Origin of the sequence: Rhodobium gokarnense (assembly GCF_025961475.1) — a bacterium.
In the GTDB taxonomy this organism is placed as follows: domain Bacteria; phylum Pseudomonadota; class Alphaproteobacteria; order Rhizobiales; family Rhodobiaceae; genus Rhodobium; species Rhodobium gokarnense.
Genome location: NZ_JAOQNS010000003.1, coordinates 180,525 through 206,472 on the forward strand (window position 1 = coordinate 180,525; position 25,948 = coordinate 206,472).

A 25,948-nucleotide genomic window follows, 5' to 3' on the forward strand; every position below is an offset into this window, starting at 1 on the left:
GAAAAATACCGGAAATCCGGTATTTTTTTAAGATTCAGACTGTCGGAAAGATGACGGGAAGGACCGGCGTGTCGTGGTCGCGGCGGAAATTCTTGTCGCAAAGCCGACACGCGCGCCGGGGCGCGGAGGTTCAGAAACCGACCGCCTGGCCGTCCTTGCGATAGTCGCTGCCGGCGACGTAGCCCGCTTCCAGGCGGTGGATGAGCTGGGCGCCGCCGAAGCCGAAATCCTCTTCCGGCGCGCGCAGGCTGATGTCGTGGCCCATCGCTGCCAGCGCTTCGACCACGGCCGGCGGAAAGCCCTGCTCGATCGCCACGCGCCGGCCGGATTCGAAGCGCCAGCGCGGCGCGTCGGCCGCGGTCTGCGGGTTCTGGCCCCAGACCTCAGTCCGCAGCACCATCTGCAAATGGCCCTGCGCCTGCATCGGCCCGCCCATGACGCCGAAGGTCATGGCCGGCTTGCCGGCCCGCGTCACGAATCCGGGAATGATGGTGTGGAAGGGCCGCCGGCCACCGGCGACCTCGTTGACATGACCGGGCGCAAGGGTAAAGCCCCAGCCGCGATTCTGTAGCGAGATGCCGGTGTCCGGGACGACGACGCCGGAGCCGAAGCCGGCAAAGTTCGACTGGATCAGCGAGACCATCATCCCGGCCGCATCGGCCGCGGCGACATAGACGGTGCCGCCGGCGCGTGGTGCGCCGGCCTCGGCGATGCGGGCATGGTCGGGGTCAATCAACGCCGCTCGCTCGCGAAGATAGGCCGGATCGAGCAGTTCCTCCGCAGAAAGCCGCATGGCGGCGGGATCGCTGACATGGCGTTCGGCATCGGCGAGCGCCAGTTTCATCGCCTCGATCTGCAGATGCAGCGCTTCGGCGCCATCGGGATCCATGGCGGCAAGGTCGACGGCCCGCCCGCCGGCCCCGCCACGCAGCGCCTCCAGGATGCCGAGCGCGATCAGGGCCGCGATGCCCTGTCCGTTCGGCGGGATCTCGTGCAGCGCCACATCGCCGAAGGACTGGGAGAGCGTTCCGCACCAGTCGCAGCTATGGGCGGCGAGATCCTCCTCGTCGAGGGCGGCACCGTTCTGCCGGGCGAAATCGGCAATGCGCGTTGCCAACTCGCCGCGATAGAAGGCCTCGCCCCTCGTCTCGGCGATCAGCCGCAGGGATCGGGCGAGCGCCCGCGAGCGGTAGCCTTCGCCCGGTGCCGGCGCCTTGCCGCCCGGCAGGAAATGGGCGGCAAAGCCCGGCTCGCCGGCAAGCATTTCGCCGTCGCGGCCCCAGCGCGTCCCGATCGCCGGGCTGACCGGAAAGCCGTCCTCGGCATAGGCGATGGCGGGGGCGAAGAGATCGGCGAAGGGAAGCGCGCCGAACCGTTCCGAGAGGGCCTGCCAGCCGGAGACGGCGCCGGGCACGGTGACGCTCTCCCACCCCCGCTTCGGGATCGCGCCAAGAGCGGCGAAGCGCTCCGGCGACCATTTGCGCGGCGCCCGGCCGGAGGCGTTGAGGCCGTGCAGCTCCTCGCCGTCCCAGACGATGGCGAAGGCATCCGAGCCGAGGCCGTTGCCGGTCGGTTCCACGACGACGAGCGTGATGGCGGCGGCGAGCGCGGCATCGACGGCATTGCCGCCGGCCAGCAGCATCCGCAGCCCGGCCTGGGCCGCCAGCGGCTGCGACGTGGCGACGACGTTGCCGGCCATCACCGGCGTGCGCCGGGCAGGATAGCCGGCGTGGTAGTCGAACCCTTGCATGGTGCGGTTCCGGTCCGGATCAGTAGATCAGCGCGCCGTCGGCGTCCGGGTCGAGCGGCCAGAGCGGCCGGGCGACGCGCCGATAGGGCACCCTCGTGTAGTCGTTGCGGATCAGAAGACCGTCGGAGTGGACGTGGATGACGCCCTTCAGCAGCGGCCCGTAGCCGGCCATGAAATGGTTGGAGGACTTCAGCACCAGGATCTTGCGGGCGCGCGGATCGATGCCGAGCGAGGTGAACATCTCCGTGCCGAGCGCCTGGGTGCGGGCCGAGGTCAGCACCACGTCGATGCCGCCGATGCGGACCGCGGCGGCCATGCCAAGCAGCGTGGTGGCATTGCCAAAGCTCTGCCAGGCCTCCGGCGCCAGCGCCGTCACTTTCGCGCGCACGTCGAGCGGCTGGTTGGAGGTCCGCCCGGCCTTGCCGCCGATCCGGATATCCAGCTCCGCGCCGAGCCCGGCGGCAAAGCAGGTCCGCACCGCCATCGGATCCCATAGCGGGCCGAGGGCGGCGCTCTCCACGTCGCGCTCGATCAACCGGCGCAGAATCGAGGTGTTGTCGGCCGCAGCGCCGCCGCCGGCATTGTCGGACGCATCGGTAACGGCCACCGGTCCCTCGGGCGCGTCGAGCGCGGCATCGATACCCTCGTCGATGGAAAGAAACGTCGGCGTCGTCACGCCGCGCAGCTTCATGAACGCGCGGCCGACCTTTTCGGCCATCGCGTCGCCGAGCGCCTTGTCGCCGTCGCTCATCACCAGAACGCCGGCGCCCATTTCGGGGACATCGGCGTAAGGGTAGCTGTGGCTGACCGAGATCGACAGGATCCCCGGCGTCTTTTCCTCCTCGCGCACCCAGTCGATGAATTCGCGCATCAACGGATGGGTGGTCGGAAAGCTGCCGACCTGGTGGCAGGTGAAGACCGACTTCACCGGCGCGACCCGGCCCTTCAGGGTATCGAGCACGATATCGAAAAGGTTCTCCGCCTCGTCGTCGCAGTCCGTGTGGGGATATTCCTTGTAGAACACCATGATATCGCACGCATCGAGCCGCTTGCGTGTCAGGTGGCAATGGGGATCGAGCTCGGCCGAAATCAGGCAGTCGGGACCGACGATCTCGCGGATGGCGCTGAGGAGATCGCCCTCCACATCGTCATAGCCGAAGGCCACCATGGCGCCGTGCAGGCCCATCACCACGGCATCGAGCGGCAACGCCGCACGCAGGTCCTCCAGGATGCGGTCGCGCATGAATTCATAATCCTGGCGGTTGACCGGGCCGCCGGGGCTGGCATGGAAGCAGCTTCCCTCGATGAAGGTGAAGTCGTTTTCCGCCGCGCGGCGCCGGCCGACCGGGATCTGGGCGGTGCAGGGACGGGGGCCGTCATCGGGGTGCTCGCCGGGACCGTAGAAGACCGAGTCGCGGAAATCGTGGAGGCTCGTCGGCAGCGGCGAGAACGTGTTCGATTCGGTTCCCATCGTGGCGGTGAAGATGCGCATACGAAAAGGTCTCCTTCAGATGGTCGAGCGGATGGGCCTGGGGGGAAGGCTTGCCGGGTCGGCGATGACGCCGGCCGCGGCACTGGCGGCAACGCTGGCGGCGCCGGCGAGGTAGATCTCGGCCGTGCGGCTGCCCATGCGGCCGGTGAAGTTGCGCGAGGTGGTGGCGATGCAGACCTCGCCGTCGCCGAGGGCTCCGAGGTGGAGGCCGGCGCAGGCGCCGCAGCCGGGCGGCGTGATGGTGCAGCCGGCCGCAGCAAGGGTCGTCATCAGCCCTTCCCGAAGCGCCTGCTGCATGACATGGCGCGAGGCCGGCGTAACGATCATGCGCACGCCGGGGGCAAGCTCGCGGCCGGCAAGCACGGCGGCGGCGGCGCGGATGTCCTCCAGCCGGCCATTGGTGCATGAGCCGATCAGGGCCTGGTCGATGCGAATGCCCGCGACCTCGGCGAGCGGGCGCACATTGTCGACGGTCGGCGGACAGGCGACCATCGGCGTCAGCCCGGTCAGGTCGAGACGGACCTCGCGCTCATAGGCCGCGCCCGGATCGGGGCGTCCGGCCTCGGGCTCGATGGCGATGCCGAGGGCGGCGAAATGGGCCTCGGTGACGGCATCGCAGGGCACCATCGCGGCCTTGGCGCCCTGTTCGACGGCCATGTTGCAGAGCGTCATGCGCGCGGCCATGTCGAGATCGGGAAGCGCGTCGCCGACGAACTCCACCGCGCGGTAGGTGGAAAGCCGCGCGCCGTATCGGTAGAGCAGCGCGAGCGCGATGTCCTTGGCCTCGCAGCCGGCGGGCAGCCGCCCGTCGAGCCGGATGCGGATCGTCGCCGGCACGCGCAGCCACATGCGCCCCGTCGCCCACACATAGGCGGTCTCCGAAGCGCCGAGCCCGGTGCCGAAACAGGCGGCAGCGCCGAGCGTCGTCGTATGGGAGTCCGCGTTGAACACCAGGGTGCCCGGCCGCGCGAGCCCCTGTTCGACCGCGATCTGGTGCGAGATACCGGCGCCGACATCGTGGAACTCGGCAATGCCCTGGTCGGCGATGAAGCGCCGCCCGCCGGTGTGGACGGTGGCGAACTCCGCCGTCGCGGCCGGGGCGAAGTGATCGAAGAAGAGGCCGAGCTTTTCCGGCGCGGCCACCCGCTCGATGCCGGCCTCGGCGAGAAGCGCGATGATGGTGTCGATGGCATCATCCGGCGTGAAGCACCGGTCGGGCGAGACCTCGGCGAAATCGCCTGCCCGGAGCGGCCGGCCGGCGGCACGCGAGAGGATCTTTTCGGCAAGCGTCAGGGCCGTCACGCAAGGGCCCTCCGGCTTTTGGCAAGGCGTGCCATCAGGCCGCCGTCGCCGAGGATGGCGATCAGTTCGGCGGGCAGCGGGGCGAAGGTGAAGGTCTCGCCCGCCCCATCCGGCGCCGTGAGGATGGCGGTGCCCTGCGACAGGTTCGCCGCCAGCGTCGCGCCGTCGCTTGCCGCCCGAGACAGCTCCGGCGACTGGATCACCGGCAGGCCCGTGTTGATGCAGTTACGGAAGAAGATGCGGGCGAAGGAGGCGGCAACGATGAGGCGGACGCCGGCGCCACGCAGCGATGTCGGCGCCTGTTCGCGCGAGCTGCCGCAGCCGAAATTCTCGCCGGCAACGAGGACCGGGCAGTCGGCAAGCCGCGCCGGCCATTCCTCGCCGAGACCGGTAAGGGCATAGGCGGCCTGGCGCGCCGGGTCGCGCTCGAACAGGTAGCGCCCGGGATAGATCAGGTCGGTGCTGATATCGTCGCCGAGTGTCGCGATCCGCCCGCCGACCGTCATGTCGGCGGCTCCCGATGCCGCCGCCGTCATTCGCGCCCCTCCGCGATGGCGCGGTAACGAGCGTCGAGGGCGCTCACCTCATCGAGCCCGACGACGGCATTGAATTCATCGAAATCGGTCATCCGATCGCGCAGGGCGAGATAGGTGCCGCTGCGTTTCACCTCGCCATAGACGTCGAGGAGCGCGCGGGTGACGGCAAAGACGGTGTCGGGGCACTGCAGAAAGCGAAAGCCCATGGCGGCCAGCTCGTCGCGGGTCAGAAGCGGCGACTTGCCGCCCCAGGCCCAGTTGAACACCGTCGGCCTGTCGAAGGCCGGAGGGATCGCGCGGCACTGGTCGACGGTCTCCGGCGCTTCGAGAAAGATCGCGTCGGCGCCCGCCTCGGCATAGGCCGCGCCGCGTTCCAGCGCATCCTCAAAGCCGGTGACGGCGATCGCGTCGGTGCGGGCGATAATGAGGAAATCGTCGTCGCGCCGGGTATCCGCCGCCGCCTTGATCTTGGCGACCATCTCGCCCGCCGGCACCACCCGCTTACCGGCCATGTGGCCGCAGCGCTTCGGGCTGACCTGATCCTCCAACTGCACGCCGGCGATGCCGGCCGCCTCCAGCTCGCGCACCAGGCGGGCGGTGTTGAGGTGGTTGCCGTAGCCGTCGTCGCCGTCGGCGATGACGGGGATCCCGACCCGGTCGGCGATGCGCCGTGCGGTCTCCACCAGCTCGGAGAGCCCGAGATAGCCCACATCCGGCCGGCCGAGGCGCGTGGCCGAGACGCAATAGCCGCTGACATAGGCGAGCGGCAGGCCGGCCTGTTCGGCGAGCATGCCGGACAGCGCGTCGAAAACGCCGGCCATCGGCAGGATGCCGGTGTCGGCCATCAGGCGGCGGAGGTCCGCTGCGGCGGTCATTCGGCGTCCGCCCCCTCGCGCCCATCCGGCACGACGTCCTCGAGCGGGCCGGCAATGGCATGGAATTCGGTCTCGGAGGCAGCGTTCTGGCGGAGCGACATGCGGTAGCAGAAGCTGTCCCAGCGGAACGACGAGCGCAGCATCAGCATCGGCTTTTCGTCGATGCCATAGACCAGGCGGAACAGAATGAAGATCGGCGAACGGGGCGCCAGGCCGAGCAGCGGCGCGAGCTCGTCCGGACACGGCGCCGCGCGCATCGTCTGCTCGGCGCTGGCGGCGACCTGACCGCGGGAGCGCAGGATGTCGACGAGCTGATGGCGGCTCAGTTCCTCCTCCGTCACCAACTCGCCGAGGCGCTCGGGCAGATGGACCGACGTGTGCACGACCGGCTGGCCCTGCCGGCTGCGCAGGCGGCGGATCCACAGCGTCCGCGCGCGGCGCGACACGTCCAGCGCCTCGGCGACGTCCGGTGGCGGCGCCTGCCAGCGATATTCCAGCACCCTGACGGTCATGTCGGCGCCCTGGGCGAGCAGTCCCTCGATTTCCTGGGTGAGGTCGACCACCGTCGGCTCGGAGTTCTGGACGATGCGGGTCGCGCGGCCGCGGCTGCGAATGACCAGCCCCTCGCGTTCGAGCTCCTCGATCGCGCGGCGCACGGTGATGCGCGACACGCCGAAGCGCTCGATCAACGCGCTCTCGCTCGGCAGGATCCCGAGTTCGCCATGCGCATCGGCCATGATCTCACCGCGCAGGGTCTGCATCACCTGCCGGTAGAGCGGCGCGGCCATGCGCCGTCGTGCCGGCGCGCGTCGGGACTGCCTCTTTTTCTCTGCGGCGTTCGCCTCGCCCATGATCTTTCCATCCAATTGCACTGCATTCCGCCACTTGCCTGCTTCTTCGCCCGTCCGCAACGGCAATTGCCTGCCAATCCGGCAGCGGCATTCAAAAACTGCGTTCCTTTTAATCACTCCTCAAATGCATGATAGTCAAGAGAAAAATACACATATCATAATAAGCTTGTCACACTTGTTATGATATGTTTACGTAAATACCGCTAGCTGTGCCCAGAGCGCGGCGGCTTGTCCTCCGACCCCCTTTTCTTCTGGAGTGGTTCATGCATCGAAGAAACTTCCTGAAGGGTGTGGCAGCGGGTTCCGCCGCAGCGCTCTTTTCGCCTCGCCTGTCCCTTGCGGCAGAGTCCCGTGTCCTGAAATTCGTTCCCTCGGCCGACGTCACCGTCGTCGATCCGGTGTGGACGACGGCCTATGTGACGCGCAATCACGGCTACATGGTCTTCGACACGCTCTACGGCTACGACGACAACTTCCAGATCCGGCCGCAGATGGTCGCCGGCCACGAGATCGGCAAGGACGGCCTGGAATGGCGCCTGACCCTGCGCGACGGCCTCAAGTTCCACGACGGCGAGCCGGTTCTGGCGCGCGACGTCGTCGCCAGCATCCGCCGCTGGGCCGATCGCGACGTGTTCGGCAAGGACCTGATGGCGGCGACCGACGAGCTCAGCGCGGCCTCCGACAAGGTCGTCGTCTTCCGCCTCAAGCGGCCGTTCGCGCTGCTGCCGGCCGCGCTCGGCAAGATGACCTCGCGCATGCCCTGCATCATGCCGGAGCGGCTGGCGATGACGCCGCCGTCCGAGCAGGTGACCGAGGTCATCGGCTCCGGCCCGTTCCGCTTCGTCGCCGACGAGCGGGTCCAGGGCGCGCTGACGGTCTACGAGAAGTTCCAGGACTACGTCCCGCGCGAGGGATCGGCCGTCGGCAGGACCGGCGGGCCGAAGATCGCCAATGTCGACCGGGTGGAATGGCATGTCATGCCGGACGCTGCGACGGCTTCCGGTGCCCTGCAGGCCGGCGAGGTCGACTGGGTGGAATCGCCGTTGCCCGACCTGTTGCCGCTGTTGCGCAGCCAGGACGGCATCGAGGTCAAGCTGCTCGACACCTCCGGCACGATCGGCTCGATGCGGCTCAACCACCTGCATCCGCCGTTCGACAATCCGGCGATCCGCCGCGCGGTGCTCAGCGTCATCGACCAGAAGAACTTCATGCAGGCGGTGGCCGGCGAGGATCCGTCCATGTGGCGCGCCGGTGTCGGCGTGTTCACCCCGGAAAGCCCGATGGCGAGCGATGCGGGCATGGACATCCTGAACGGTCCGCGCGACTTCGAGGCCGGCAAGGCGGCGATCGCGGAGGCCGGCTACAATGGCGAGCCCGTGGTGCTCCTCGCCGCCAGCGACTACGCCGCGCTGCGGGCGGAAGCCGAGGTTGGCGCCGACACGCTGAACCGGCTCGGCCTCAACGTCGACTACCAGTCGCTCGACTGGGGCACCATCCAGCAGCGCCGCCGCAGCCGCGAGCCGCTGGACAAGGGCGGCTGGTCCTGCCTCTACACCGGCATCAACGGCCTGGAGGCATGGGACCCGTCGAGCCACCAGAACTCGCGCGGCCTCGGCGATGCCGGCCAGTATGGCTGGCCGGTGAGCGACGAGCTGGAAGCGGCCCGCAAGGCCTGGCTGGAGGCCCCCGACCTGGCCGGCCAGAAGGCCGCCTGCGAGCGGATCCAGCTCGGCGTTTTCGACGTCGTGCCCTACATTCCGCTCGGCCTGCACTACGCGCCGGCGGCGTTCCGCAGCACGGTGTCGAACATCCCCTACGGCTTCGCCCAGTTCTACGGCGTCACCAAGAGCGCCTGATCCCGTCGACGCGGCCCGGGCGATCGGGCCGCGTCGTGAACCGCGTGTCGCCTTCGACAACGACGGGCGATAGGCTTCATCACATCGTTTTGGTGCAGTGTCCTGTCCGCGGCGGCCGAGCCGCCCTGGCAGGAGCCTCAAGAGAATTCAGCCGGGATTGCGTGCATGCTTCGCTACATGTTGCGACGGATCCTTGCCACCATTCCCGTCATGGTCGTGGTGGCGATCTTCGTCTTCTCGCTGCTCTATTTCGCCCCCGGCGATCCGGCGGCGATCATCGCCGGCGACCAGGCCACGGCCGAGGACATCGCCCTCATCCGCGAAAGCCTGGGGCTCGACCGGCCGTTCCTCGTGCGCTTCGGCGAATGGAGCTGGAACATCCTCAACGGCGATCTCGGCACGTCGATCTTCACCGGCCTGCCGATCACCCACCTGATCGCCCAGCGGATCGAACCGACGCTGTCGCTGACGATCCTGACCCTCGTCTTCGCCATCCTGGTCGCGGTGCCGCTCGGCGTGCTCGCCGCCTGGAAGGCCGGCACCTGGATCGACAGCGCGGTGATGATCTTCGCCGTCCTCGGCTTCTCGGTGCCGATCTTCGTCGTCGGCTACATCCTCGCCTGGCTGATGGCGCTGCAGCTCGGCTGGCTGCCGGTGCAGGGATATCGGTCGATCGGCGACGGGCTATGGCCCTGGTTCCGGTCGCTGATCCTGCCGTCGATCTCGCTCGGCTGCGTCTATATCGCGCTGATCGCCCGGATCACACGCTCCACGGTGGTCGAGGTGCTGCGGCAGGACTACATCCGCACCGCCCGCGCCAAGGGGCTGGCGCAGATGCCGACGCTGTTCATCCATGGCCTGCGCAACGCCGCGGTGCCGATCGTCACGGTGATCGGCATCGGCTTTGCGATGCTGATCAGCGGCACGGTCGTCACCGAGAGCGTTTTCGCCCTGCCCGGCCTCGGCCGGCTGACCATCGATGCGATCCTCCACCGCGACTATCCGGTGATCCAGGCGCTGGTGCTGATCTTCAGCTTCGCCTACGTCCTGGTGAACCTTGCGGTCGACCTCGCCTACACGCTGTTTGACCCGAGGATACGCTATTGACGATGCCTGCGACCACGCTTGCCGCGGCCGAGCGGCCGGACCTGTTCGCCGTGCCCAAACGGCGGACCGGCGTTCTGGGGTTCCTGATCGGCAACCCGCGCATCACGATCGGCGGCGGCATGCTCGTGCTCATCGTGCTGATGGCGATCTCGGCGCCGCTCCTTGCCACCCACGATCCGCTGTCCCTGGCGCCCTGGCTGCGCGCCCGCTTCCCCTCCGCCGAGCACTGGTTCGGTACCGACATGCTCGGCCGCGACATCTATTCCCGGGTGATCTACGGCGCCCGGGTCTCGCTCACCGTCGGCATCTCGGTCGCCGTGCTGACCTCGGTCATCGGCCTCTTCATCGGCCTCATCGCCGGCTATCTGCGCTGGGCCGACGGCATCCTGATGCGCATCATGGACGGCCTGATGGCCATTCCCTCCATCCTCCTTGCCGTGGCGCTGATGGCGCTGACCCAGGGCAGCATGGTCAATGTCATCATCGCCGTGACGATCGCCGACATTCCCCGCATGTGCCGCCTGGTGCGCGGCGTCGTGCTGTCCGCGCGCGAACAGCCCTATGTGGAAGCCGCAGTGGCGACGGGGACCCGCACCCACGTCATCATCCGCCGGCACATCCTGCCCAACACGCTGGCGCCGATGATCGTCCAGGCGACCTATATCTGCGCCTCCGCGATGATCGTCGAGGCGATCCTGTCCTTCATCGGCGCCGGCACGCCGCCGACGACCCCGTCCTGGGGCAACATCATGGCCGAGGGCCGCGCGCTCTGGCAGATCAAGCCGTTCATCGTCTTCTTTCCGGCCGTGTTCCTGTCGGTGACGGTGCTGGCGGTCAACCTGCTCGGCGACGGCCTGCGCGATCTGCTCGATCCGCGCGCCGCGACCCGCACGTGAGGCACCGAGGATGAGCCTGCTCGAAATCGAGGGCCTCAGGGTCCAGTTCCGCACCGCCACTGGCGTCTCGCGCGCCGTCGACGGGCTGAGCCTTGCCGTCGAGGCCGGCCAGGTGCTGGCCATCGTCGGCGAGAGCGGATGCGGCAAGTCCGTCACCGCCATGTCGATCCTCGGCCTCCTGCCGGAGGAGATCTCCCGCGCCGACGGCACCATTCGCTTCGAGGGCCGCGACCTTCTGAAACTCGACGAGCGCGCCATGCAGAAGATCCGCGGCAAGGCCGTGTCGATGGTCTTCCAGGAGCCGATGACGTCGCTCAATCCGGTGCTCACCGTGGGTCGGCAGATCGGCGAGACGCTTCGCCTCCACGAGGGGCTCGGCCGGCGCGCCGTCGAGGCGCGCGCGCTGGAGATGCTGCGCCTCGTCGGCATTCCCGAGCCCGAGCGCCGTCTCAAGCAGTATCCGCACGAGTTGTCCGGCGGCATGCGCCAGCGGGTGATGATCGCCATGGCGCTTGCCTGCAATCCGCGCCTCCTGATCGCCGACGAGCCGACGACGGCGCTCGACGTCACGGTTCAGGCGCAGATCCTGGACCTGATGCGCGACCTCATCGGCCGCACCGGAACGGGCATGGTGCTGATCACCCACGATTTCGGCGTGGTGGCGGAAATGGCCCAGCGTGTGGTGGTGATGTATGCCGGCCGCAAGGTGGAGGAGGCGCCGGTGCGCGAGCTCTTCGCCGCGCCGCGACATCCCTATACGCGGGCGCTTCTTCAATCGATGCCGCGGCTGACCGAGGGCGCGGAGGCGCCGGAGGAGCTGACCGAAATTCCGGGCGCCGTCCCGGCCCTGACCGAACCGGTGAAGGCCTGCACCTTCGAGCCGCGCTGTCCGCGCGCCACGGAGCAATGCCGCACGCTCTATCCCTCCTTCGTAGAGTGCGGCGACGACCACATGGTGGCCTGCTGGAATCCGGAACCGCAATCGGACGAGGCGGTGGCGGAGCCGCGCCGGCAAGGGGAGATGAAGGCATGACCCAGACGCCACCGGTCCTCGACGTCCGCGACCTGTCCAAGACTTTCGCCATCCGCCGCAGCTTTTTCGGCCGCGGCGGCGGGGCGGTCCACGCCGTCGACGGCATCAGCTTTGCCATCGCGGAAGGCGAAACGCTCGGGCTCGTCGGCGAGTCGGGCTGCGGCAAGTCCACCGCCGGGCGCGCCATCCTGCGGCTGACGGAGCCGAGCGCCGGCGAGGTCTGGCTGGACGGCGAGCGCATCGACGAGCTCAGCGCGGGCGAGATGCGCCTGAAGCGGCGCGACATCCAGGTCGTCTTCCAGGACCCCTATTCGTCCCTGAACCCGCGCCTGCGAGCGCGCGACATCGTCGCCGAGCCGCTGCGAAACTTCGCCACCATCGGCGCCGGGGAAATCGAGGCACGGGTCGGCGAGCTGTTCAACCGGGTCGGCCTGCGGCCGGACCAGATGGACCGGTTTCCGCACGAATTCTCCGGCGGCCAGCGCCAGCGCCTGGTCATCGCCAGGGCGCTCGCGCTGAAGCCGCGCGTCATCATCTGCGACGAAGCCGTCTCCGCCCTCGACGTCTCGGTGCAGGCGCAGGTCATCAACCTGCTGGCGCGCCTGCAGCGCGAGACCGGCGTCGCCTTCCTCTTCATCTCCCACGACCTTGCCGTCGTCGAACATGTCAGCCACCGGGTGGCGGTGATGTATCTCGGCCGGATCGTCGAGATCGGCGACAAGGCCGCGCTCTATGGCCGGCCGCGCCATCCCTACACCAAGGCGCTGCTGTCGGCTGCGCCGGTACCCGATCCGGATGCGAAACGCGACCGGACAATCCTGCAGGGCGAGGTGCCGAGCCCGATCAACCGGCCGAGCGGCTGCCACTTCCGCACGCGCTGTCCGATCGCGGCGGCGACGTGCGCGGAAGTCTCGCCGGTGCTGCGCGACGTCGGCGACAACCACCAGGTCGCCTGCCACCTGGTCGAGGGCTGATCCCGGCCCGACGGCCGCGCGCCGCGCCGGTCATGCAGCGGCGAACTGGGCGCGATCCCGCTGGACGGCGTCGACGATGAAATCCGCCGCCGCCGTCACCCGCGGAATGTCGCGCAGGTTCTCATGTGTCACCAGCCAGTAGGCGCGGCGCGCCGACAGCGCCGGCAGGACCCGGACGAGATCGGCTTCGGGCCGGGCGACATAGTCGTGGAGAACGCCGATCCCGGCACCGCCGCGAATGGCGGCGAGCTGACCGATGGCGCTGGAGATTTCGATCGCTGAGCGCCAGTTCCGCAGGAACTCCGAGGCGTAGTTGAGACCCGGCGCGTAGACCAGGTCGTCGACATAGCCGACGAGCCGATGGCCGGAGAGGTCGGCGGCGGTCGCAGGCGGCGGGCGGCGCTCCAGGTAACCACGCGAAGCGTAGAGGCCGAGCGTGTAGTCGACGAGCTTGCGTTCGCGCAGCCGCCCCTTCTCGGGCCGGTCGATCAGCACGGCGATGTCTGCCTCGCGCCGCGACAGGGAAAAGCTCCGCGGGGTCGGCACGAGCTGGACGCGGAGCTTGGGATAGTGCTCCGACAGCACCCCGAGACGCGGGGCGAGGAAGGCGACGCCGAAACCGTCCGGCGCGGCGATGCGCACCGTGCCGGAGATCGCAGCAGCGGTCGCATCGAGCCGCGCCTGCGAGGCCAGGAACTCCGCCTCCACACGCTCCAGCGACTCCACAAGATCCGCGCCGGCCTCGGTCAGGTCGCAGCCATGGGTGCGGCGGATGACGAGCTTCGTTCCGAGCGCCCGTTCCAGCGCGGCGACGCGCCGGCTGAGGGTCGCCTGGTTGATGCCGAGGCTGCGCGATGCCGCGAGCATCTGGCCGGCGCGCGCCACAGCCAGGAACATCCTTGCGTCTTCCCAGTTCATGGCACCTCACGTGATGGCAATTTGTGCATATCGCTTTCGCATTTCATGACATTGCCTTGCAGGAAATACAATGGGACACCGGTCTGGCACAACAAGGAGGATTGGTGATGACCGAGCTCATGCATTTCGTCGGCGGCAAGGCCTTGGCCGGCCGGTCCGGACGTTTTTCCGATGTCTTCGACCCGGCAACGGGCGAGGTCACCAAACGCTGCCCGCTCGCCTCGGCCGACGAGGTCGCCGGGGCAGTATCCGTCGCACGGGCGGCCTTTCCGGCCTGGGCGAAGACGCCGGCGCTGCGCCGCGCGCGCATCCTCGACCGCTTCAAGTTCCTCCTCCAGGACAATGCCGATCGCCTCGCCGAGGCGATTTCGGCCGAGCACGGCAAGACCCATGACGACGCGCTCGGCGAGGTCCAGCGCGGCCTGGAAGTGGTCGAGTTCGCCGTCGGCGCGCCGCATCTCCTGAAGGGCGAGATCACGGAGAATGTCGGCACCGATGTCGACAGCCACGGCCTGCGCCAGCCGCTCGGCGTGGTCGCCGGCATCACGCCGTTCAATTTCCCGGCCATGGTCCCGATGTGGATGTTTCCCGTGGCGCTCGCCTGCGGCAACGCCTTCATCCTGAAGCCCTCGGAGCGCGATCCCTCGGCATCGCTTCTTATCGCCGAACTGCTCGCCGAGGCCGGACTGCCGGACGGTGTGTTCAACGTCGTCCATGGCGACAAGGAAGCGGTTGATGCGCTCCTTGCCAATCCCGACGTCAAGGCCGTCAGCTTCGTCGGCTCGACGCCGATCGCCCGCTACGTCTACGCCACCGGAACGGCGAACGGAAAGCGGGTCCAGGCGCTCGGCGGCGCCAAGAACCACATGGTGATCCTGCCCGATGCCGACCTCGACATGGCAGTCAATGCCCTGATGGGCGCCGCCTACGGCTCGGCCGGCGAACGCTGCATGGCGGTCTCCGTTGCCGTGCCGGTCGGCGAGAAGACCGCCGACGCGCTGATCGAGCGGCTGGCGCCGAAGGTGCGCGCGCTGAAGGTCGGTCCCGCCACCGACCGCACCTCCGAAATGGGCCCGCTGGTCACCGCCCAGCACCTCGCCAGGGTGCGGGGCTTCATCGACCAGGGCGAGGCCGAAGGCGCCGAACTGGTGGTCGACGGCCGCGACTTCCGGATCGACCGGCAGGGCTTCGACGACGGCTACTATATCGGCGGCACGCTGTTCGACCGCATCACCACCGACATGGCGATCTGGCGCGAGGAGATCTTCGGGCCGGTCCTGTCCGTCGCCCGCGCCGGCGACTATGACGCGGCCGTCGACATCATCGGCAGACACGCCTACGCCAACGGCGTTGCCATCTTCACCCGCGACGGCGACGCCGCCCGGACCTTCGCGCGGGATATCGAGGTCGGCATGGTCGGCATCAACGTGCCGATCCCCGTGCCGATGGCCTTCCACAGCTTCGGCGGCTGGAAGGACTCCCTGTTCGGCGACCACCACATGCACGGGCCGGAGGGCGTGCGCTTCTACACCCGCCTCAAGACCATCACGACACGCTGGCCGACGGGCGTCAGGAGCGATCCGGAATTCGTCATGCCGACGCTGGGTAAGTGAACGATCGTCGCAGGTCGCAGCCCGGCCGGACAGGATAAGTCCGGCCGCGGCGCGATGGCGAAAACCCTTTGGGATTACCCGATCTTCCGTGCCTCGAACCAGGGAAGCAGTCCCGTTTCGGGCGCGCAGTTGAGATAGTCGAATGTCTGCCCGGTGTCGGGCAGGACGAACACCTCGTGCCAGGTGCGAAGCTGATTGGCCGCGCCGTATTTCTTGTAGCGCGCGATCGCGGCCGCGAAGATCGCGTGGTGGGACTTATGGCGTTCCGACCAGTCCTCCAGATGTCCCAGAGACAGGAAATACCCAAGGGCATGCGCTTCCGGCAGCTCGTTGAAATCCGCGCCGATGGATTGCTGGTAGCGCAAGGAACAACAGCCCGCCGGCACGGCATTGTCGCGCAGATAGCTCATCCCCTTTTCAAGCGGGACGCGCAGCTTTTCCTCGAAATCTTCGCGCTGCTCGCGGTCGCAGTTGCCCCAGAAGGTTGCCGAGCGAATGACGGCGAGATTTCCCGGCGCCTCGACGACCCACCGCGCCCCGCGCGTCTCGCGACGGACCGGCGGCGCGAGCCGGTCGCCCGCCATTGACGGAAAGGTCTCGACCGCGGCAAGGGGAATGCGGTCGCGCATGGCGCCGAAATAACCGCAATAGGGGGTCGGATACGTCGCCACGTTCGGCGACCGCCCGAGGCCGGCCGGATAGTCGGCCCAATAGAGGGTTTCCTGCCGCCCGACCGGAATGGAGAGGCTTTCGCGGAAATACCCGCAAGCCTCCGAGAGCCGGGCCGGATCGTTCCAAAAGTCGCTTGCCTCGAACGCCGCGGCCCAGTCCTTGTGGGCGTCCTCGTCGACCCAGTAGGCCGCAATGATGTGGTTGAGCTGCCCGGCGTCATCCACGTGCCGGGCGTGGTCGACGACGTCCGGCCCGCTCAAGCCGGACAGCGACTGCCCGGCAAATGCAAAGAACGGCGATGCGTCCAGCGTCGGCGCATCCGGGCCCTGGATGCCGAGGAACTCGACGAAATAGGCCTCGTGCTTGGCGGGAATCCCGGCCGACCACCGCTGGACCGTCGGCTCGAACCCCTTGGGCTTTCGCAGCGGATTGATGCGGGTCGTGCTGGTGCTGGTCTGCATGCGGCGCCTCGGAACTGGCTCCAGTCTTGGCGGGATGGGGGTCGTTTGGAAGGGACATTTCCGCAAGGACCCTTGCGCGAATACGCCCGGCCGGTGGAGGTCAGAGCGCCTGCATGGCGGGATCGTTCTGGAACAGGGCCTTGAGAAACGTCGTCACCGTTCGAATGCGCGGCGAATATTGCAGGTCGTTATGGGTGCTCAGCCAGATGTCGCGACGCGTGGAAACGGCGCCGTGCAGCACCGGCACCAGGTCGGGGCGCATCGTTGCCGCAAAGCTCGGAAGCAGCACCATGCCCAACCCGCCGGCCGCGGCGCTGATCTGCGCGATCATGCTGTTCGAGCGGAACGTGACTTCGGGATCCTCGATCACCTCGTCCAGCCACTTGACGGTGTCCACCTGGATCAGGTCGTCGATATAGGTCGCAAAGAGATGCTGATCGAGATCCTGCCGCGATGTCGGCGTCCCGTGCCGCGCGAGATAATCTTCGCTCGCATAAAGGCCCAGCTCGAACCCGCCGATCCGCTCCGAAACGAGGCCCCGGCCGGGCGGCGCGAAGAAACTCATGAACAGGTCCGCTTCCCGGCGGGCGACGTAGACCGTCTGCGCCGACGTCACCAGTTCGACCGTGAGATGCGGTGACGTCCTGCGAAGCTCCCCGAAGCGCTCCGCCAGATAGAGCGAGGCGATGCCCTCCATCGTCGCCAGGCGCACGCTGCCGGTAACAGCGGCCTCCTCGGCATAGAACTCCTCGCGGATACCGATGATCGCGCTTTCCACCTTGGCGGCGTGCGAAAGGAGTTTCTCGCCGTTCTCGGTGAGCTTCAGTCCGGTGCGGTGCCGCTCGAAGACGGTCAGTTCCAGCGCGCTTTCCAGTTGGACGAGACGACGGCTTACCGTCGACTGGTCGACCTTCAGCCGCATGGAGGCCCGCGCCAGACTGCCGGCGCGCGCAGCATGCAGGAAGAAGCGGAGATCGTCCCAGTCCAGGCGCTCGAATGCGAGCATTTGTCTACCTCCGGGGATGACGTTCGGCGTGTTTGCAAGGTGCCTTGCAACAATCGGCGTACCCACCTTCCCGGCGCGATGTTACCGTTTTGTCGCAGATCAAAACATAAGAGATCGTTGATGTCATCTTGCGTAAAAGTCGCCGCCATTCACGCCGCCTCGGTATTCCTCGATCGCAAGAAATCGACAGAAAAGGCCATCGGCTTGATCCGCGAGGCGGCCCGCTCTGGCGCCGAACTCATCGCTTTTCCGGAGTCCTTTATCCCCGGTTTTCCCGTCTGGGCGGCCCTCTGGCCGCCGATCGACAACCACGATCTCTTTGCCGCGATGGCCCGGGAGTCGGTGCTGGTCGACGGGCCGGAGATGAACATGCTTCGCGCCGAGGCGCGCGAGCTTGGCGTGTTCCTGTCCGTGGGCTTCAGCGAGAAGTCCCCGGTCAGTGTCGGCGGGCTGTGGAACGCCAATGTGCTGATCGGCGACGACGGATCGATCCTGACGCATCACCGCAAGATCGTGCCGACCTTCTATGAAAAGCTGATCTGGGCGTCCGGCGACGGCGCCGGCCTGGCGGTCGCCGACACGCGGCTCGGCAAGATCGGCGCGCTGATCTGCGGCGAGAACGCCAACCCGCTCGCGCGCTTTGCGCTGATGGCCGGTGGCGAGCAGATCCACATTTCCAACTGGCCGCCGATCTGGCCGACACGGCGCCCCAAGGGCGGCGGCAACTTCAACAACGTCAACGCCAACCGCATCCGCACGGCGGCGCACAGTTTCGAGGCCAAGGCCTTCGGCATTGCCTGCGCCGGCTTCATGGACGCAAAGATGCGGGCGTTCCTGCTGGAGCGCGACCCGGCGATCGGCGACGTCATCGACGGGACGCCCCGCGCCGCATCGTTCTTCGTCGCCCCGACCGGGGAGCCGACGGGCGAGACGGCCCAGGACGAGGAGGCGATCGTCTATGCGGAGTTCGACCTGGAAGACTGCGTCGAACCCAAGCAGTTCCACGATGTCGTCGGCTACTATAACCGCTTCGACATTTTCGATCTCAGGATCAACCGCACCCGGCTGGTGCCGATGAAGACTGCCGGCGCGTCCGATCCGGATTTCGTCCCAGTTGACCCCGATTTCGATGAGCCTCAGGCCCATCCCCGGACGACGGAAGGCTTGCGATGACGCACGCCGTTTGTTGTCCGGGCAGGAGACGCGGCTGAAGAAACCGGCATCTGCGCGGGGAGACTGCAGAGCAGGGAAAAAGGCCACGACGAACCGAACGAGGTAAAAAAAAGCAAGATCTGCGACGGGAGGACCTCAGGGCGGGAAATGATCACAACAAACCGGAAAGAGGTACGATTATGTTCTCCAAGCTCCGTATGCCGATCGTCATCGCTGTTGTCGGCGCGATGTCGGTCGCGGGCAGCGCCTATGCCCAGGAAACGGCAAAGATCGCCTTCATCGGCCCGCTGACGGGCGGCAATTCCGCGGCCGGCATCGGCGGCCGGAATTCGGCCCAGGTGGCGATCGACCAGGCCAATGCCAATCCGGACAGCAAATACAAATACGAGCTCGTCGCGCTCGACGACGAATGCAAGCCCAATGTCGGCATTCAGGTGGCAACGCGGGCAGCGACCTCGCGCGACATCGTTGCCGGCGTGACCCACTATTGTTCGGCCGTCGGCATCGCCGCCGTCGACGTCTATCACCGCTTCCAGCTTCCGGTGATCGTCTGGGGCGCCATCCTGCCCGCCATCACCTACGGCAACGACTATGCCGAGATCCACCGCGTGAACGGGTCCATGCTCGACGAGAACCGGGTGTCGGCGCGCTTTCTGACGGAGATGGGCTACAAGAAGTGGGTCGTCATCTATGACACCACCGATTACGGCAAGGGCCACCTGGAGATCTTCAAGAAGATGCTCGCCGACACCGATGGCGAGATCCTCGGCGAATTCGGCGTCGGGTCCGATCAGCAGGACTTCACCGCCGAACTGCTCAAGGTCAAGCAGATCGAACCGCAGATCGTCCTTTTCGCCGGCCTGACGCCGCTCGGCGTTCGCATCCGCTCGCAGATGGACCGGTTGGGGCTGGACATCCAGTTCGCCGGCGTCTCGGGCATCATGTCGGTGTCCTATCTGGACGCCCTTGGCGAGACCAGCGAGGGCACGATCTCCTTCCACAACGGCGCCCCCTTCGAGGCGCTGCCCGGCGGCAAGGCCTTCGTCGAGGCCTACGATGCCGAAGGCTTCGATGACCCCGCCGAGCCCTATGGCCCGTTCGCCTATGCGGCAACGAAGATCATCATCGATGCCGTCGAGGAAGTCGGACCCGACCGCGCGGCCGTCAACAAGGCCATCAGTGCGACGAAAGACCTGCCGACGATCGTCGGTGACATCACCTTCGACGACCACGGCCAGAACAGCGTCGACTCCACCAAATACGTCGCCCAGGACGGCAAGTGGGTGCGCTGGGAAGACAGCGAATACGCCTCCGGTGCCCGCAAGCTCAAGGGCCAGTAGACCGGTTGCGGCCCTGGCGTGGCCGGATCCTGAAGGGTCCGGCCACGGCGCTTCTCTCGGCAGGATCTCCAAATGGTGATTTTTGTAGAATACGCCTTTAGCGGGCTCATGCTCGGCATCATGTATTCGCTCGTCGCGGTCGGATTTACCCTGTTCTTCGGCGTGCTGAACGTGATCAACTTTTCCCACGGCGACGTCCTTGCCGTCGGGTCGTTCTCCGCGCTGATCGCCTATGTCGGCCTGCAGGCGGTCGGCCTCGACCTGCCGATCCTGTGCTTCATCGCCGTCGCCCTCGCCGCCTTCGTCGTCACGGGTCTTCTGGGCGCGGCGATCGGTGGCGGCTTTGTCGTGCCGATGCGGAACGCCCCGCCGATCAACGTGCTCCTGATGACCATGATGATCGGCACGGTGCTGCGCGAAGTCATCCGGCTCGGCTATCCCAACGGATCGAACCCCAAGGCCTTTCCCGCCCTGTTGCCGGACACGGCAATCGAGGTCGGCTCGGTGTTCATCCGCCTCGACAGCGTCATTTTGCTGGGTCTCGGGCTTGCCGTCGTCGCCCTGCTCGACCAGTTCATCCGGCGCACGAAATTCGGTCTGGCCATTCGCGCGGTTGCCCAGGACGGCGAGACGGCCCAGATCATCGGCATCGACTTCAAGCAGACGATCCTCTTAACCTTCGCCATCGGCTCCGGGCTGGCCGGCCTCGCCGGCGTGATGCACGGCGTCTACTACCGCGAAGTGAATTTCTCGGTCGGCCTCTTGCTGGGCGTCATCGGCTTTTCGGCCGCGATCATCGGCGGCCTCGGCCGGATCTGGGGCGCCGTCCTCGGCGGCTTCGTCTTCGCCGCCCTGCAAACGCTCTGGGTCATCCTGTTTCCCGACCTCTCCGGTTATCGCGACGTGTTCGCGTTCGCCATGGTCATCGTCGTCATGACCATCTGGCCCACCGGCATGATGGCCGAAATGCGCAGCGAGCGGGTCTGACATGAAGAACACCAACATCATTCTCGCAAGCATTCTCGTCGTCATCGGCGTGCCGGTCGTGCGCACGATCGTCGAAACGGAAAACCAGGTCACGTTGATCGGCGGTCTCGTCGTGCTGGTGGCAGCCGCCATTGCGCTGACCCACGTGCCGCGACTGCGCGCCGCGACCGCCTCGCTCGGCGGCTGGGGCGAAGGCAATTTCGCCCTCTTGGCCGCGGGCGGCGTCGCCGTCGCCCTGTCGATGTTCGAGGATCATTTCTCGCTGCTGATGCTGGCAACGGTGTTGATCTATGCCCTGGCGGCGATGGGACTGACCCTGCAGTTCGGCTATGGCGGCGTGATCAACTTCGCCGGCGCCGCCTTCTTCGGGGTGGGCGGATATACGGCCGCCGTGATGAGCGATCTGCCGGTGCCGTCCCTCATCGTGCTGGCCTGCGGCGGTGTGATCGCAGCGGTCGCCGGCGCCTTGCTGATCCTGCCCATCCTGCGGACGGCCGGGCACTACGCCGCGCTCATCACCATCGCGTTCGGGCTGCTGTTCCAGGATTTCCTCGAGGTCAACGAAGCTCTCGGCGGCCCGCAGGGACTGAAGGTCGAGGCGATGGAACTGGCAGGCTGGAGCTTCAACAACAGCCTGGCGATCGGCTCCTTCCAGGCATCGTTCTTCCTGAACTACGCCCTCCTCGCCCTCGCCCTGCTGATCGTGGCGATGATCTTCCTCAATCGCATCAACCGGAGCTGGATCGGCCTCAGCCTCGACATGGTGCGCGAGGACGAAACGGCCGCATCGGCATTCGGGATCGATACCTCGCGAAAGCGCATCATGGCGTTCTTCCTGGGCAACGGCATCATCGGAGTGGCCGGCGCGCTCTATGCCATGATGCAGAACTTCATCGCCCCGAACAATTTCGGTTTCGGCGAATCCCTGCAGTTGATCGCCATCGTCATCCTGGGGGGCCTTGGAAACCTCTGGGGCATCATTCCGGCGACGATCATCATCATGGTCGCCCCGGAAAAGTTCCAGGAATTCGGCGAGTACCGCATTCTCATCTTTTCGCTCATCATCGTGCTGATCCTGCGCTTCAGCCCGTCCGGCCTGTTCCCCCGGACCATGCGAAGCTACTCCCACGACCTGGAGCGCGGCCAATGACGACATTGCTCAAGACCGAGGATCTGTTGGTCCAGTTCGGCGGCCTGAAGGCGCTCGACCGCCTATCCGTCTCCTTCGATGCCGGCGCGATCGTCGGCGTCATCGGACCGAACGGCTCTGGAAAGACCACCTTCTTCAACGCGATCACCGGGCTCTACCAGCCGACATCGGGCACGATCGTGCTGGATGGCGAGGACATCACCGACCTGCCGACCGCCGACGTCTTCAGGCACGGCGTCAGCCGGACCTTCCAGCGCTGCCGGCTCTGCCTCGACATGTCGGTGGTCGACAACGTCATGGTCGGGCGGCACCACAAGGTCGATGCCGGCTTCTTTTCGAACGTCTTCCGGAGGTCGCGCTATCGCAAGTCGCTGAAAGAGAGCGTCGAGGTCTCGCGGGAGGCGCTGGCGAATTTCTCCGGCAGTCTGGCCGAGAACCTGTTCGAGCCCGTCTCGAAATTCAACATGATCGACCGGCGCCGGATCGAGGTCTGCCGTGCGCTCGTCGCCGAGCCCAAGCTCCTGCTTCTGGACGAGCCGGCCGCCGGCATGACCCTCGATGAAACCCGCGAATTCATGGACGACATCCTGCGCATCCGCGATCTCTATCCGCGCATGACCATCGTGATCATCGAACACGAGATGGATGTGATGCAGCGCGTCGCCGAGACCTGCGTGGTCCTGAGCTTCGGACGAAAGATTTCCGAAGGGCCGTTCGAACAGGTGATTGCCGATCCCTGGGTTCAGGAAGCGTATTTGGGGAAACGGTCGTGAGCCAGCTCGAGATTCAAAACCTTTCGGCCGCCTATGGCGCGGCGTCGGTCCTGAACGACGTGTCGATCACGGCGGAAGAGGGCAAGATCACCTGCATCCTCGGCGCCAATGGCTGCGGCAAGACGACCTTGATCCGCTCCATCCTCGGACTGATGCCCAACGTGTCCGGCTCGATCGTGTTCGAAGGTCAGGCGCTCGCCGGATGGCCGCCGCACAAGCGCGTGCGCCGCGGCATCGGCTGCGTCCCGGAAGGCCGCCGCGTCTTTCCCAAGATGACGGTGGAGGAAAACCTGCGCGCGGGCGCGTTCCTGTTGAAGGACACCGCCGACGTGAGCCGTGGATTGAAAGAGGTCTACGAAATCTTTCCAAGGCTCGCCGAGCGCCGGGCGCAACTGGCCGGCACGATGTCCGGCGGCGAGCAGGCCATGGTCTCCATCGGGCGTGCTCTGATCGGGGCGCCGAAACTGCTGCTGGTCGACGAGCCCTCGCTCGGCCTGTCCCCTGCCCTGGTGCAGGATTCCTTCGACGTCGTGAAGCGGATCAATCGGACGGGCAAGTCGGTGTTGCTGGTCGAGCAGAACGTTCACCAGACCCTGGAAATCGCCGACTACGGCTATGTGATGTCCCAGGGCAAGGTGATCGTCTCCGGCAAGTCCGACGACTTGCACAAGAACGAGGAAGTCCGGCGGGCCTATTTCGGTGCGGAATAGAAAAGTCCGTTTCGGCGCATTGAACCACGTGCAGGAAATCCGCCGAAACACGCACCGGACGGATCCGTCAGCCGATCAGCGCCTCGTAGGCGTCGCGCAGGAGCTGTAATTCGACTGGCGGCAGGCTGCGCGCCTCGGTGAGCTCGATGAACTTGCCGCCCCACTCCTCGGTCATCTCGAAGGGCGGATCGATGGACGTGAAGCGGGCAAGGTGGATGTGGATCTGGCGACCGTCGGCATCGACGGTAGCGGCAAAGCCGGGCTCGGCCGCAAGGTCCGAGGCATCGAGGCCGAGCTGCTCGGCGGCGGCCGTCACGATCGTTCCGGGAAACGCCACCACGCCGCCGCCATGCATCGCCATCGCCGCCCCTTCCGGCAGCGGCGCGAACCCGCAGATGCTGCCGCTGTCGTGGAGGAAAAAGCGGATCCGCGCGCTGGTCGGCTGCTTGTGGATGAGGATCACCCGGTTGGCCTGGAACGGATCGGCCATGGTCAGCCCCAGCCCTCGGTCGCGACCTGCAGCCGGACGACGGGGGTGCCGGCAATCAGGTGCTCGTCGAAGATCGCGGCGATATCCTCCGGCTCCCGGACGTTGCGGTATTTCACGCCGTCCGGATAGACGACGACGGTCGGGCCCTCAGCGCAGGGGCCGCCGAGGCAGCCGCTGTTGGTCACCTGCACCCGGCCTTCCAGCGCCCGCGCCTTCACCTCGGCAAGGAACAGCAGGAAGGTGTCCTCCGCCTTGTTCTCCGCGCAGCTTCCGAACGGATGGCCGGGCTCGCGCGACTGAGCGCAGACGAAGACGTGCTTTTCCGGTTTCGGCAGCATGACGGGAGATCCTTGAGGGCTGAGGCTTTGCCCGGTCGGTGAAAAAATCAGGCGGCTTGGGCGGCCGCCGATCCGTGGGTGAAGCAGTTCTTCGGGCAGATCCGCGAGCAGGCCTCGCAGCCGATGCAGTCGAGCCGGTTCTTCAGCGACATCACCATGGAGGTGTCGTCGGAAAAGCCGTCATCGTCGTCATCGTCGTCGCCGAACGGATCGTCATCCTCGTCCTCGTCGTCGTCGGCAAGGCCGAGGCTCTCGCGCTCGACGAGTTCGAAGACGTCGCGGGCGCAGACCCGGAAGCAGCGGCCGCAGCCGATGCATTTCTTCGGGTCGAGTTCCAGGACGAACTGCGGCACCCATTCGATGCCGCCGAGCGTCAGGCCGGTAATTGCGGTCATTGCATCAATTTCCTCAGCTTGCGGACGCGCCTTCGGCGGCCTTCAGCGCCGCGTCGGCCTCCGCCCATTCCTTGCACGCCGCATAGGTCTCCTCGGCGACCCGCGGCAGGTCCTCATAGGCCGCCGGCAGCCGGTCCTCGACCAGGTCGTGCAGCTCCATGGCCTTCTCGCCGGCGATCCGCTTGGCCTTCTTCACAGCCTTGCTGAGCGCCTTCAGCGCCTCTTCGTCCATCGTGATCTCCCCTGTCGGAACTAAAGCTTGGCGACGTCGCGGTGCTCTTCGATGAGGGCGACCGCCCTGGCGACGATCTTCGTCGCCTCCTCGCACATGGCGTCGAGCGACTTGAAGCCGAAGCGGTGCACGTCGCGCAGGTTCTTGTCGGCGACGATCAGCCGGCCGACGGCGATGATCGCGCGCCCGAACCCTTCGTGGGTCAGGTTGACCATGGGCACGGCCATCAGACCCGTTTCCGCCTCGATGGAGGCCGAAAGCGCGTTGTACCAGGCCTTCACCCGGGCCAGCACCAGCTCGTCCGGATCGCCGATCACCGGCACCTCGCGCTTGCGCTCCTTGGTCATCACGAAGGGATCGAGGATCTCGTGGTCGCCGGCATTGTCCCAGGTGCCGTAGCTGTCGACGGCGCGCATCTGGCGCAGCATCTCGGTCGCGAACGGCGTCGTCAGCGACGGATCGTCGGCCGTTACCACCATCTCCATGAAATCGTTCATCGATATCTCCCCGTTGTCGCGGCGCCAGGCGCTATTCGCTCCAGCCTTCCGCCTCCATGTCGTCGAACCGGTTCGGGTCGCGCTCCTCGGAAAGCGCCCGCACGATCCACAGCGCCGGGCCCTCGCGCAGCTCCTGCTGCAACTGGGAGAGCTGCGCCTTGATCGGCGTGCCGGGCGCCACCTTCAGCGGCTGCACCCCGACGGTCTTCAGTTGCCCGATCGCCGAGGCGCCGACCGCCTGGCAGTAGACCGCCGCACAGCCGGCGAGCGCGGCGATGCGCGCGGCCAGCTTGTCCTCGTTGCCGTCCTGGCTGGCCGCCTCAAAGGCGATGGCCTCGGCAAACCGCGCCTCGTCCATGGTCACGTGGTAGACCGCGAACCGGACCGCCGAGCCGAAATGCTGGTCCACGTGAATCTGGTCGGTGGTGGCGAACGCCACCTTCAGGGCCTTTTCCATGAAGCCGTCCCCGTCGGGTCCTTCCACCAGCGTCAGTCTGCGGGCGAGCCGCGCGCCTGCCATG

27 protein-coding genes are annotated in these 25,948 nt (G+C 66.9%); 12 read left to right on the forward strand and 15 right to left on the reverse strand.

The features are described from left to right. Window positions 1–130: 130 nt before the first annotated feature. The 6 genes from M2319_RS06000 to M2319_RS06025 are packed head-to-tail and all read right to left on the reverse strand — an operon-like array spanning window position 131 to window position 6,806. Window positions 131–1,750 carry a gamma-glutamyltransferase family protein gene (locus M2319_RS06000; protein WP_264600541.1) on the reverse strand — a complete coding sequence of 540 codons (1,620 nt, stop codon included), beginning with the start codon at window positions 1,748–1,750 and terminating at the stop codon, window positions 131–133. A gap of 19 nt (window positions 1,751–1,769) precedes the next feature. Next, window positions 1,770–3,242 (reverse strand): M81 family metallopeptidase, encoded by a 1,473-nt coding sequence (locus M2319_RS06005; RefSeq protein ID WP_264600542.1) that lies wholly within the window; start codon window positions 3,240–3,242, stop codon window positions 1,770–1,772. A 15-nt stretch (window positions 3,243–3,257) separates the two neighbouring features. Next, window positions 3,258–4,544, reverse strand: coding sequence for a 3-isopropylmalate dehydratase large subunit (locus tag M2319_RS06010; RefSeq protein ID WP_264600543.1), 1,287 nt, complete (start codon window positions 4,542–4,544; stop codon window positions 3,258–3,260). After that, window positions 4,541–5,080, reverse strand: coding sequence for a LeuD/DmdB family oxidoreductase small subunit (locus M2319_RS06015; RefSeq protein WP_264600544.1), 540 nt, complete (start codon window positions 5,078–5,080; stop codon window positions 4,541–4,543). The genes M2319_RS06010 and M2319_RS06015 overlap by 4 nt, the downstream gene beginning before the upstream one ends. Beyond that, a complete protein-coding gene (locus M2319_RS06020; protein WP_264600545.1) occupies window positions 5,077–5,955 on the reverse strand; it encodes an isocitrate lyase/PEP mutase family protein in 879 nt (292 codons plus the stop codon). Before M2319_RS06020 ends, M2319_RS06015 begins: the two co-directional genes overlap by 4 nt. Further along, window positions 5,952–6,806, reverse strand: coding sequence for a GntR family transcriptional regulator (locus M2319_RS06025; protein WP_264600546.1), 855 nt, complete (start codon window positions 6,804–6,806; stop codon window positions 5,952–5,954). The genes M2319_RS06020 and M2319_RS06025 overlap by 4 nt, the downstream gene beginning before the upstream one ends. Window positions 6,807–7,069: 263 nt before the next feature. Here M2319_RS06025 and M2319_RS06030 point away from each other — a divergent pair, with 263 nt between their 5' ends. The 5 genes from M2319_RS06030 (at window position 7,070) to M2319_RS06050 (ending at window position 12,672) form a co-directional block, all read left to right on the forward strand. Continuing rightward, window positions 7,070–8,662: an ABC transporter substrate-binding protein gene (locus M2319_RS06030; protein ID WP_264600547.1), complete on the forward strand. Its 1,593-nt coding sequence runs from the start codon at window positions 7,070–7,072 to the stop codon at window positions 8,660–8,662. A 165-nt stretch (window positions 8,663–8,827) separates the two neighbouring features. Beyond that, complete coding sequence (locus M2319_RS06035; RefSeq protein ID WP_264600548.1) at window positions 8,828–9,769, forward strand: ABC transporter permease; 942 nt, start codon at window positions 8,828–8,830, stop codon at window positions 9,767–9,769. Window positions 9,770–9,771: 2 nt separating this feature from the next. Next, entirely contained in the window at window positions 9,772–10,665 is an 894-nt protein-coding gene (locus tag M2319_RS06040; protein WP_264600549.1) for an ABC transporter permease, read from the forward strand. 10 nt (window positions 10,666–10,675) lie between these two features. Next, window positions 10,676–11,698 (forward strand): ABC transporter ATP-binding protein, encoded by a 1,023-nt coding sequence (locus tag M2319_RS06045; RefSeq protein ID WP_264600550.1) that lies wholly within the window; start codon window positions 10,676–10,678, stop codon window positions 11,696–11,698. Next, a complete protein-coding gene (locus tag M2319_RS06050) occupies window positions 11,695–12,672 on the forward strand; it encodes an ABC transporter ATP-binding protein (RefSeq protein WP_264600551.1) in 978 nt (325 codons plus the stop codon). Before M2319_RS06045 ends, M2319_RS06050 begins: the two co-directional genes overlap by 4 nt. Window positions 12,673–12,702: 30 nt before the next feature. Here the strand turns inward: M2319_RS06050 and M2319_RS06055 are convergent, their stop codons facing one another. Further along, window positions 12,703–13,590 (reverse strand): LysR family transcriptional regulator, encoded by an 888-nt coding sequence (locus tag M2319_RS06055; protein ID WP_264600552.1) that lies wholly within the window; start codon window positions 13,588–13,590, stop codon window positions 12,703–12,705. A gap of 107 nt (window positions 13,591–13,697) precedes the next feature. Here M2319_RS06055 and M2319_RS06060 point away from each other — a divergent pair, with 107 nt between their 5' ends. Then, on the forward strand, window positions 13,698–15,203 hold the full coding sequence (locus tag M2319_RS06060; protein WP_264600553.1) for a CoA-acylating methylmalonate-semialdehyde dehydrogenase: 1,506 nt from the start codon (window positions 13,698–13,700) through the stop codon (window positions 15,201–15,203). Between the two features lie 74 nt (window positions 15,204–15,277). Here M2319_RS06060 and M2319_RS06065 read toward each other — a convergent pair whose 3' ends face one another. Together M2319_RS06065 and M2319_RS06070 are read right to left on the reverse strand one after the other, a co-directional pair. Next, a complete protein-coding gene (locus M2319_RS06065; protein ID WP_264600554.1) occupies window positions 15,278–16,336 on the reverse strand; it encodes a phenylacetaldoxime dehydratase family protein in 1,059 nt (352 codons plus the stop codon). Window positions 16,337–16,436: 100 nt separating this feature from the next. Beyond that, a complete protein-coding gene (locus M2319_RS06070; RefSeq protein WP_264600555.1) occupies window positions 16,437–17,342 on the reverse strand; it encodes a LysR family transcriptional regulator in 906 nt (301 codons plus the stop codon). A 120-nt stretch (window positions 17,343–17,462) separates the two neighbouring features. Here M2319_RS06070 and M2319_RS06075 point away from each other — a divergent pair, with 120 nt between their 5' ends. The 6 genes from M2319_RS06075 to M2319_RS06100 all read left to right on the forward strand — a co-directional run bounded on the left by M2319_RS06075 (window position 17,463) and on the right by M2319_RS06100 (window position 23,475). Further along, a complete protein-coding gene (locus M2319_RS06075) occupies window positions 17,463–18,515 on the forward strand; it encodes a carbon-nitrogen hydrolase family protein (RefSeq protein ID WP_264600556.1) in 1,053 nt (350 codons plus the stop codon). Window positions 18,516–18,694: 179 nt separating this feature from the next. Further along, window positions 18,695–19,855 carry a branched-chain amino acid ABC transporter substrate-binding protein gene (locus M2319_RS06080; RefSeq protein WP_264600557.1) on the forward strand — a complete coding sequence of 387 codons (1,161 nt, stop codon included), beginning with the start codon at window positions 18,695–18,697 and terminating at the stop codon, window positions 19,853–19,855. Window positions 19,856–19,927: 72 nt separating this feature from the next. Then, entirely contained in the window at window positions 19,928–20,842 is a 915-nt protein-coding gene (locus M2319_RS06085) for a branched-chain amino acid ABC transporter permease (protein WP_264600558.1), read from the forward strand. Window position 20,843: 1 nt separating this feature from the next. Beyond that, the gene (locus M2319_RS06090) at window positions 20,844–21,992 is read left to right on the forward strand and encodes a branched-chain amino acid ABC transporter permease (protein WP_264600559.1); all 1,149 of its coding nucleotides are present in this window, start codon (window positions 20,844–20,846) and stop codon (window positions 21,990–21,992) included. Then, window positions 21,989–22,765: an ABC transporter ATP-binding protein gene (locus M2319_RS06095; RefSeq protein WP_264600560.1), complete on the forward strand. Its 777-nt coding sequence runs from the start codon at window positions 21,989–21,991 to the stop codon at window positions 22,763–22,765. The genes M2319_RS06090 and M2319_RS06095 overlap by 4 nt, the downstream gene beginning before the upstream one ends. Then, window positions 22,762–23,475, forward strand: coding sequence for an ABC transporter ATP-binding protein (locus M2319_RS06100; protein ID WP_264600561.1), 714 nt, complete (start codon window positions 22,762–22,764; stop codon window positions 23,473–23,475). The genes M2319_RS06095 and M2319_RS06100 overlap by 4 nt, the downstream gene beginning before the upstream one ends. 67 nt (window positions 23,476–23,542) lie before the next feature. On the opposite strand, the gene M2319_RS06105 is transcribed toward M2319_RS06100, so the two are convergent. The 6 genes from M2319_RS06105 to M2319_RS06130 are packed head-to-tail and all read right to left on the reverse strand — an operon-like array spanning window position 23,543 to window position 25,947. Next, window positions 23,543–23,965 (reverse strand): hypothetical protein, encoded by a 423-nt coding sequence (locus tag M2319_RS06105; RefSeq protein WP_264600562.1) that lies wholly within the window; start codon window positions 23,963–23,965, stop codon window positions 23,543–23,545. A gap of 2 nt (window positions 23,966–23,967) precedes the next feature. Beyond that, the gene (locus tag M2319_RS06110; protein WP_264600563.1) at window positions 23,968–24,303 is read right to left on the reverse strand and encodes a (2Fe-2S) ferredoxin domain-containing protein; all 336 of its coding nucleotides are present in this window, start codon (window positions 24,301–24,303) and stop codon (window positions 23,968–23,970) included. A gap of 47 nt (window positions 24,304–24,350) precedes the next feature. After that, the gene (fdxB, locus tag M2319_RS06115; RefSeq protein WP_264600564.1) at window positions 24,351–24,698 is read right to left on the reverse strand and encodes a ferredoxin III, nif-specific; all 348 of its coding nucleotides are present in this window, start codon (window positions 24,696–24,698) and stop codon (window positions 24,351–24,353) included. A gap of 13 nt (window positions 24,699–24,711) precedes the next feature. Further along, complete coding sequence (locus M2319_RS06120; protein WP_264600565.1) at window positions 24,712–24,930, reverse strand: CCE_0567 family metalloprotein; 219 nt, start codon at window positions 24,928–24,930, stop codon at window positions 24,712–24,714. A 20-nt stretch (window positions 24,931–24,950) separates the two neighbouring features. Then, window positions 24,951–25,427, reverse strand: a complete 477-nt coding sequence (locus M2319_RS06125) for a NifX-associated nitrogen fixation protein (protein ID WP_264600566.1) — start codon at window positions 25,425–25,427, stop codon at window positions 24,951–24,953. A 31-nt stretch (window positions 25,428–25,458) separates the two neighbouring features. Then, entirely contained in the window at window positions 25,459–25,947 is a 489-nt protein-coding gene (locus tag M2319_RS06130) for a NifB/NifX family molybdenum-iron cluster-binding protein (protein ID WP_264600567.1), read from the reverse strand. Window position 25,948: the final 1 nt, after the last annotated feature.

What these genes read in the sequence shown, in the direction of transcription:
- M2319_RS06065 (WP_264600554.1), bottom strand. Translation starts at nt 16,336, where the DNA reads ATGCAGACCAGCACCAGCACGACCCGCATCAATCCGCTGCGAAAGCCC.
- M2319_RS06015 (WP_264600544.1), bottom strand. Translation starts at nt 5,080, where the DNA reads ATGACGGCGGCGGCATCGGGAGCCGCCGACATGACGGTCGGCGGGCGG.
- M2319_RS06025 (WP_264600546.1), bottom strand. Translation starts at nt 6,806, where the DNA reads ATGGGCGAGGCGAACGCCGCAGAGAAAAAGAGGCAGTCCCGACGCGCG.
- M2319_RS06060 (WP_264600553.1), top strand. Translation starts at nt 13,698, where the DNA reads ATGACCGAGCTCATGCATTTCGTCGGCGGCAAGGCCTTGGCCGGCCGG.
- M2319_RS06040 (WP_264600549.1), top strand. Translation starts at nt 9,772, where the DNA reads ATGCCTGCGACCACGCTTGCCGCGGCCGAGCGGCCGGACCTGTTCGCC.
- M2319_RS06005 (WP_264600542.1), bottom strand. Translation starts at nt 3,242, where the DNA reads ATGCGCATCTTCACCGCCACGATGGGAACCGAATCGAACACGTTCTCG.
- M2319_RS06080 (WP_264600557.1), top strand. Translation starts at nt 18,695, where the DNA reads ATGTTCTCCAAGCTCCGTATGCCGATCGTCATCGCTGTTGTCGGCGCG.
- fdxB (WP_264600564.1), bottom strand. Translation starts at nt 24,698, where the DNA reads ATGACCGCAATTACCGGCCTGACGCTCGGCGGCATCGAATGGGTGCCG.
- M2319_RS06085 (WP_264600558.1), top strand. Translation starts at nt 19,928, where the DNA reads ATGGTGATTTTTGTAGAATACGCCTTTAGCGGGCTCATGCTCGGCATC.
- M2319_RS06110 (WP_264600563.1), bottom strand. Translation starts at nt 24,303, where the DNA reads ATGCTGCCGAAACCGGAAAAGCACGTCTTCGTCTGCGCTCAGTCGCGC.
- M2319_RS06125 (WP_264600566.1), bottom strand. Translation starts at nt 25,427, where the DNA reads ATGAACGATTTCATGGAGATGGTGGTAACGGCCGACGATCCGTCGCTG.
- M2319_RS06075 (WP_264600556.1), top strand. Translation starts at nt 17,463, where the DNA reads ATGTCATCTTGCGTAAAAGTCGCCGCCATTCACGCCGCCTCGGTATTC.
- M2319_RS06045 (WP_264600550.1), top strand. Translation starts at nt 10,676, where the DNA reads ATGAGCCTGCTCGAAATCGAGGGCCTCAGGGTCCAGTTCCGCACCGCC.
- M2319_RS06130 (WP_264600567.1), bottom strand. Translation starts at nt 25,947, where the DNA reads ATGGCAGGCGCGCGGCTCGCCCGCAGACTGACGCTGGTGGAAGGACCC.
- M2319_RS06055 (WP_264600552.1), bottom strand. Translation starts at nt 13,590, where the DNA reads ATGAACTGGGAAGACGCAAGGATGTTCCTGGCTGTGGCGCGCGCCGGC.
- M2319_RS06020 (WP_264600545.1), bottom strand. Translation starts at nt 5,955, where the DNA reads ATGACCGCCGCAGCGGACCTCCGCCGCCTGATGGCCGACACCGGCATC.
- M2319_RS06050 (WP_264600551.1), top strand. Translation starts at nt 11,695, where the DNA reads ATGACCCAGACGCCACCGGTCCTCGACGTCCGCGACCTGTCCAAGACT.
- M2319_RS06000 (WP_264600541.1), bottom strand. Translation starts at nt 1,750, where the DNA reads ATGCAAGGGTTCGACTACCACGCCGGCTATCCTGCCCGGCGCACGCCG.
- M2319_RS06120 (WP_264600565.1), bottom strand. Translation starts at nt 24,930, where the DNA reads ATGGACGAAGAGGCGCTGAAGGCGCTCAGCAAGGCTGTGAAGAAGGCC.
- M2319_RS06105 (WP_264600562.1), bottom strand. Translation starts at nt 23,965, where the DNA reads ATGGCCGATCCGTTCCAGGCCAACCGGGTGATCCTCATCCACAAGCAG.
- M2319_RS06090 (WP_264600559.1), top strand. Translation starts at nt 20,844, where the DNA reads ATGAAGAACACCAACATCATTCTCGCAAGCATTCTCGTCGTCATCGGC.
- M2319_RS06035 (WP_264600548.1), top strand. Translation starts at nt 8,828, where the DNA reads ATGCTTCGCTACATGTTGCGACGGATCCTTGCCACCATTCCCGTCATG.
- M2319_RS06095 (WP_264600560.1), top strand. Translation starts at nt 21,989, where the DNA reads ATGACGACATTGCTCAAGACCGAGGATCTGTTGGTCCAGTTCGGCGGC.
- M2319_RS06070 (WP_264600555.1), bottom strand. Translation starts at nt 17,342, where the DNA reads ATGCTCGCATTCGAGCGCCTGGACTGGGACGATCTCCGCTTCTTCCTG.
- M2319_RS06030 (WP_264600547.1), top strand. Translation starts at nt 7,070, where the DNA reads ATGCATCGAAGAAACTTCCTGAAGGGTGTGGCAGCGGGTTCCGCCGCA.